Source organism: Vibrio sp. V42_P2S4T144, from assembly GCF_009904715.1.
In the GTDB taxonomy this organism is placed as follows: Bacteria; Pseudomonadota; Gammaproteobacteria; order Enterobacterales; family Vibrionaceae; genus Vibrio; species Vibrio alginolyticus.
In genome coordinates this window covers 1-6,455 of record NZ_WXWS01000597.1, presented here as the reverse complement: position 1 = coordinate 6,455, position 6,455 = coordinate 1, and the positions used below count along the sequence as shown (strand labels likewise).

Annotated in this window: 8 protein-coding genes; 4 read left to right on the top strand and 4 right to left on the bottom strand. The window is 44.3% G+C overall.

Going from position 1 to position 6,455, the window contains the following annotated elements; genetic code table 11:
• Positions 1–339 (bottom strand): hypothetical protein (locus tag CAG68_RS19630; RefSeq protein WP_161441552.1); only part of this gene is annotated, 339 nt, incomplete at its 3' end.
• Positions 340–487: 148 nt separating this feature from the next.
• On the bottom strand, positions 488–925 hold the full coding sequence (locus tag CAG68_RS19625; RefSeq protein ID WP_005379194.1) for a DUF2383 domain-containing protein: 438 nt from the start codon (positions 923–925) through the stop codon (positions 488–490).
• A 361-nt stretch (positions 926–1,286) separates the two neighbouring features.
• Here CAG68_RS19625 and CAG68_RS19620 point away from each other — a divergent pair, with 361 nt between their 5' ends.
• The 4 genes from CAG68_RS19620 (at position 1,287) to CAG68_RS19605 (ending at position 3,542) form a co-directional block, all read left to right on the top strand.
• Entirely contained in the window at positions 1,287–1,535 is a 249-nt protein-coding gene (locus CAG68_RS19620) for a hypothetical protein (protein WP_005379196.1), read from the top strand.
• 63 nt (positions 1,536–1,598) lie between these two features.
• The gene (locus CAG68_RS19615; RefSeq protein WP_161441551.1) at positions 1,599–2,111 is read left to right on the top strand and encodes a hypothetical protein; all 513 of its coding nucleotides are present in this window, start codon (positions 1,599–1,601) and stop codon (positions 2,109–2,111) included.
• A complete protein-coding gene (locus tag CAG68_RS19610; protein ID WP_161441550.1) occupies positions 2,101–2,427 on the top strand; it encodes a hypothetical protein in 327 nt (108 codons plus the stop codon). Before CAG68_RS19615 ends, CAG68_RS19610 begins: the two co-directional genes overlap by 11 nt.
• Positions 2,428–2,471: 44 nt before the next feature.
• Positions 2,472–3,542: an AI-2E family transporter gene (locus CAG68_RS19605; RefSeq protein ID WP_005379202.1), complete on the top strand. Its 1,071-nt coding sequence runs from the start codon at positions 2,472–2,474 to the stop codon at positions 3,540–3,542.
• Between the two features lie 18 nt (positions 3,543–3,560).
• Here the strand turns inward: CAG68_RS19605 and CAG68_RS19600 are convergent, their stop codons facing one another.
• Positions 3,561–6,008, bottom strand: coding sequence for an EAL domain-containing protein (locus CAG68_RS19600; protein ID WP_161441549.1), 2,448 nt, complete (start codon positions 6,006–6,008; stop codon positions 3,561–3,563).
• A gap of 194 nt (positions 6,009–6,202) precedes the next feature.
• Positions 6,203–6,455, bottom strand: a 253-nt coding sequence (locus tag CAG68_RS19595) for an EamA family transporter (RefSeq protein WP_161441548.1), incomplete at its 5' end; no start/stop codon positions are given.

Genomic DNA, 6,455 nt, shown 5'->3' with positions numbered 1-6,455 from the left:
CCAATAAGAAACAAGTGCGGTTAAGTTGGTGTCGTCAATGGCTCTAAGCAGGGCTTTTAAATCATCTAACAGTAATTTATTCATAAAATGCATTTCTTTGTAATTACCTAACTCGGCAACGCCGTATTCGGTGGCATTTTCTGCAATGAATTGTTCACCATCTTGATCGAAAAACAGCTTCGCCATCTTTTTGATCATCACTTTTTCTATTTTCACGAATCGATATGCCGCTCTTGCGAGTGTCATATGTGATTGCGGGTTAACGAGAGGCAAACACGTTTGGCGATGGTGTGTCATTTTTACGAGTAGCTCCCTTACTCGATTGTTATCCAATGTCATAGTGACCTCTTTATTTATGACTATTGTCGTGGGACATTTCTCGTGATGGTTATGTTAATGCGCCTGTGGGCTTGTCAGAAATGGCCAAAGCAAGTTGGCCATTTCTTTGATCAATACCGAGCTTTATTGCAAAGGCGACCACCAAGTTTTAGCTAATAAGGCTGATGCTGCTGAGTTTTTCTTTGCAGCTTTTTATATCGCTACGAACTTTCAGCAGAACCGAGTTATCCGCCTGCTCTGGGTGGGAAGTAATCAAATTCTCAATCTCTTTGAGTACCTTGCTTTCGACACCTTCAAGCTGTTCTAAATACATAGACTCTTTGTCAGAGGACACTTCCTTCATCACGTCGCTGTAGACCTCACGCGCCTTGATGGTGTAGGAAACCGGAGTGTCGTCGGCAGATTCTTCATTGTTACTTGCTAGAGAGTAGGGAGTGAGCTCAATGACTGCACGCTCACGTACTCTGAGCAGTTCTACCAACACATTATTCAAAGAAGTGTTGTCGATGTTCTCGATGGCCTTGTTGTAAATTTCATTTCCGCTTTCGATAAGCTCAATGATTGAGGCGATGTTTTCATTTTTCATATGCCACTCCTTATTTACTGGTGATAGGGGTGTTTGAGCGTATGGAATACAAACACGATGTTTCGTCTTCAGTTGCAGGTTGTATGCCAATGAATTTTAAGTCTTATTAATCAGTGACTTAATATCTTGTTTTGCAATAATTTGCTAACAGTCGGTAAGGCGCTAAGAAAAAATTACAAGAATGGCGGGGAAAGCCTGGAAAGAATTACACGTACAGATACGGCTTTTTATCGAAATAAAAATAAAATCAATAAAAAACAATAACTTAAAATTCTGGCATGGATATGGCTTTGTAGGGAGTAAGTGAGGTCAAACATTGTTTCACTTGATTCACTACTCAACTCATTAATGGAGGCTAGTTATGGCTACTACAAAAGAAAGCACAGTAAAACCTCAAGAGCAGTTAGAAGAAGCATATCACTTAGCGGAGCAAGCCACGACGGAAGCTGTTGGCGCGATGAAAGACCAAGCCAAAGAGAAGCTGGATGTAGGTGCGCAGCAAGTTCAGCAGGCGACTAAGTCGGCAGAAAATGTAATCAAGGAGCGCCCATTGCTGAGCATAGGTTGTGCCTTCCTTGCTGGTTGGGCGGTTTCGAAGCTGATCAAATAGAAGCTGATCAAATAATAGTGGTCACCAAGGATTAAGCCACACAACAGAAAGGCGAGGCTTCACATGAATAACACAGGGCAAGTTACCAATCAGCAATCAGGCTCGGCGGCTTCAGACAGCGGCCGAGCCCCTGATGGGGCAGAAGAACAGGATATCCAACAAACCATTAATGGTTTGAGCAGCATTCTTGCGCAATTGGACCAACTGACGAAATCGCTAAAAGTATGGTCAGGTTCAACGTTGGATTTGTTCCTCTTGGAGATGAAAGTTAACGTGTCCGCAGTGCGTCAGATTTTGCTGTGTACCATTGTTTTTATTCTATTGTCGGTATTGTTCGTATTCAGTTTGTGCCTTGCCTCTGGGGTGGTGGCTTATCAGTTAACTGCCAACGTGTATGTTGCCGTGGGTGTATTTATCACATCATTAGGCTTGGCATTATTTGCTTTAGCCTGGTGGCAGAAGCGTTTAGTTGGATTTCTTGGATTCAAAAATACGACAGAACAATTACAGGAGGGGTGGGATGCGCTCGCTACAAAAGCTCAATCGAGCCATGCGGATCAAGCGGATGGAAGGTAAAACGTCTCTAGAGCAATGCTGTTTGTCGATGGAAATGTTCACGTTTACCACCAAGAAGTTTGTGAGAGAAAACCCTTGGACGACATTAGGCATTAGTGCTGTCGTTGCCGTTACCGCAGCAAAAGCAGGTCGATTGTCTCGACTGACTTCTTCTATTTCGTCAATGGGGCTATTGGTTAGCAGCGTGTCTGATATTACCGATTCGCTCACAAAGCCGGTCGCGGCAGCTTCTCTGGATGAGTCAGGTGCGGAGCAAAATGGAAATGCAGCAACACAAGTAAGCAACGCTGCGACGACAGAGGGCGAACCACTCTAATAGCGGATTTCACCGCAAATTTTCTTACCGATTCTGAGCTTATTATGACAGCGAAATTGAACATTCCTGCCAACACTGCGATTGGTGCAACGCTTCTCGTCCTGTTACTCGTCCCAGGGCTGTATTTTGCCAAACCAATATTGTTACCTATTGTGCTTAGCACCTTTATTTCTCTGCTGTGCAGCCCTTTCATTAATTATCTTGAAGACAAAGGTTTACCACGTGCTATTACCGTCGTGTTGACGCTGTCATTCCTCGTTGGCGCCTCAATTATTGGTCTTGCCGCCATGTCGGAGCCCGCCAAGCAATGGTGGTCTGAGCTGCCCAGTATCGTGAAAAATGTGTCGCAAGAAGTAAGCGAAGTTACTAAAGCTTCGGCTGATCACCTTAATACTCCATTGAATATCGCCAACGATATGAGTATGGATGAGGTCGGGAACAACACCGTCTTTTCTTTGGTAAAAACGCTCGCGACCACTACGCCGACGATTTTGACACAAGCGATGATCGTGCTGTTTATGGTTTACTTTATGCTCAATCATGGACGAAGCTTATTTCGAAAGTCAGTGTCTTACCTACATGGGTTCGCCAAACAGCGCCAAGCGATTGAGTTGGTCAAAGCGCTACAGAAAGACCTATCTCGATACATTGGCACCATCACTTTAGTGAATGCGGGGCTGGGGTTGAGTGTTGGGGCCGTGTTTTTTGTTCTAGGCCTTGAAGATCCATTTCTATGGGGCGCATTTGCAGGCGTGATGAATTTTGCGCCGTACCTCGGCCCTGTCATATCCATGGTGAGCTTTGGCTTTGTTGCTTATCTTCAGTTGGAGTCGGTCAGTTTTATGCTGACGGTGGTGTCTATCTATTTACTGCTCAATTTGATTGAAAGTCAGTTTGTTACACCAACACTATTGGGGAAAAGGTTTAACTTAAACCCGTTAGTGATTTTTGTTTGGCTTGTTTTTTGGGGCTGGCTTTGGGGCGGAATGGGACTATTGATCGGTGTGCCGTTGCTGGTTTGTATCAATATTTTGGTTGATCGTCTAGAGCTATGCCAATCAACCCAAAATCAAGCAAAACAAATCACCTCCGCGGACGTGGCACCGCGAGAGTGACTTGAGGATCAAGCTGGTTCAACGAAACAGTTTTTCAGCGCTCACTGGCTGACTAAACAAATATCCCTGACCATAAATACAGCCTTTTTCGAATAAATAATCGGCTTGTTCCCGAGTTTCTATCCCTTCCGCGACGACTTTCAACGACAGCGTTTTTCCCATGGCAATAATGGCATTCACAATCGCGTTGCTGTCGCTATTACTTGGGACATCACTGACAAATGAGCGGTCAATTTTCAGTTTGTTGATTGGCAAACCTTTCAAGTAAGACAAAGACGAATAGCCAGTTCCAAAGTCATCCAGAGAAATCTCAATACCCAGTTCTCGTAATTGATTTAACGATGCAATGGCTTGTTGAGGGTCGATCAGTAAAAAGCTCTCTGTGATCTCCAAATCTAACCGTTGGGCAGGGTATCCGGTGTTATCGAGGATAGTACTTAATCGCTGAATGAAATTTGACTGCTGAAGCTGCAACGCAGAAACATTGACGGCGATTTTGCCAAACTCGATGCCTTGGTCCAGCCAAGCATTACCTTGCAAACAAGCTTGTTGTAACACCCACTCACCAATGCTTTGAATCAGCCCTGTTTTTTCTGCAATTGGAATAAAGTCTGCTGGTGGTACAAGGCCAAACTCTGGATGCTGCCAGCGTAATAAAGCTTCCACGCCGACAATCGTATTTTGTTCCAAGTTGTATTGCGGTTGGAACTCTAACCGGAGTTGTTGTTTTTCTATTGCTTGATGTAAAGCGGATTGAATGCGTACATGGGATACGGATTTATCGGTCAAATCCGGTGAGTAAAACGCGTAGCCGTTGCGTCCATTTTTCTTCGCTAAGTACATCGCAGTGTCTGCGTTTTTCAGTAAGGTTTCACTGTCTTGACCGTCTCTTGGGTACAAGGCAATACCAATACTGGTCGAGACACGAAGTGAGTCGTGATTTGCTAAGTCGAATGGTTGCTGGAATACGCTTAGAATATCGCCGACGGTTTCCAGTAAGGCAACATCACTATGGATGTCTGGCAAAATAATCACAAATTCATCGCCGCCAATACGAGCCACATGCGCATTGAGGTGAAGCACATCTTGCAGACGAATCGCTAACTTAGACAGCAATTGGTCACCACAGAAGTGGCCCATGCTATCGTTGATGTGTTTGAAATGGTCGATATCTAAGAATAGGGTGGCAAACGTCTGCTGGTTTTTGTGTCCGGTTTCGATGTGTTGCTCGAGTAAGCTGAGTAAATGGGTGCGATTAGGTAGATTGGTTAATGGATCGTAAAAAGCCATGCGCTGCAGCTTTTCTTCGTGTGCCTTACGCACAGAGATATCTTCAAACACACAAATGTAGTTAATAAGGTGGTTTTTATCGTCCATTACGGCGCTAATGGTCGCTAATTGCGGATAAATGCTGCCATCTTTCTTTCTGTTGATGAATTCGCCTTTCCATTGGCCTTTGTTTTCGAGTTGATGCCACAACTGTTGATAGAAACCTTGATCATGATGGCCTGAGCGCAGAATTCGTGGGTTTTTTCCTATCACCTCTTCAGAGCGGTAACCTGTAATTTGGGTAAAAGCCGTGTTTACATCAATGATGTTGGCATTGCGGTCTGTAATGACCATGCCTTCTTGCGAATTGTTGAAAATTTGGGACGCTAAGGAGAGCTGCGTTTCTACCATTTTTCGGCGGGTGATGTTACGTGTCATCCCCAGAATGCCGATTAAGTTTCCCGCATGATCACGGACAGGAGACTTAATGGTTTCTAGCCAAGTGGGGTTATTGTTTTCATCAATTTGACGGCATTCTTCAACAATATTTTGCGTGCCAGTGGCTACCACCAATTTATCGGCATCAATGAATTTTTCCGCACGTTCATGGCTAAACAGGGCAAAATCGTCTTTGCCAATGATTTCACTGTTGGTTTTTTGCCACGCATTTTCTACGCTTCGGTTGGTCATCGAATAAAGACCATCCATGCCTTTTATCCATACGTGGTCTTCAAGGCAGTCGATAAACTCTTGTAGTGTTGGTGTTGGCTTTATTTCCGCGCTTTGATGTCGCGTTTGTTCTTGCTGACAGTGCAAGTTGATATCAAAGCTGATCCGCCCCGCGATTGCGCTTAGCCATGCCGAAACAACCGTTGATTGATCATTAGGGTGAGTCAGTGTCAGTACGGCAAGCAATTCGCCATTAGGTAGCCAAATCGGTCCAATGCTCAAGGTTTGCTCTTCAAAGGGGGTATGGCTAACTGTAAAATCTGTCGGCGTAAAGTGATCGACAACTTGCGTTATCACATCGACGATAGCACGATGATTTTGGGTTGAGGTGGACACCTCAGTCGATAGCCACTGCTGAGTATCGCTCAGAGTATAAAGCTGTCCCTGAGCTTGAGTTACATCACAGCATTGTCGCAGAACGTGTTGCCAGTCTGCCATCAAAGGCGAAGGAATAGCGAAGCGAAACATAATTAATAACGAGTCCTAAATCGCCCAAAGGTAATTATATTGGAATCTAGCGTAAGCTATTGGGCTTTGTGAGTATCGTATCCAACGCGTAGCTAAATCCTAGCAGCGTAAAGTGCTTTCTATCATTAAAATGTTATCTATATCTCTTTTTTATCCAACTTATTGCATCGTTTTTTAGGGCTTTTGATAGGTGATTAAGAAGCGTTTACCGCTTTGGTTTTCTTGCCCCATGAGACTTGCTGAATGACTAAGCCACTGATGATCAATACCAGGCCAATCAAGGTTGAAGGATGAATTTCTTCGCCGATGATGGTAGCTAACAACATGAGTGAGATAAATGGAGAAGCAAAGATCAGATTACTGATACGCGCGGTGTTTTGCGTTGATTTGAGTGCGCTCAGCCACAAAACGAAAGTGATCCCCATTTCAAACAGTCCGACATACGTC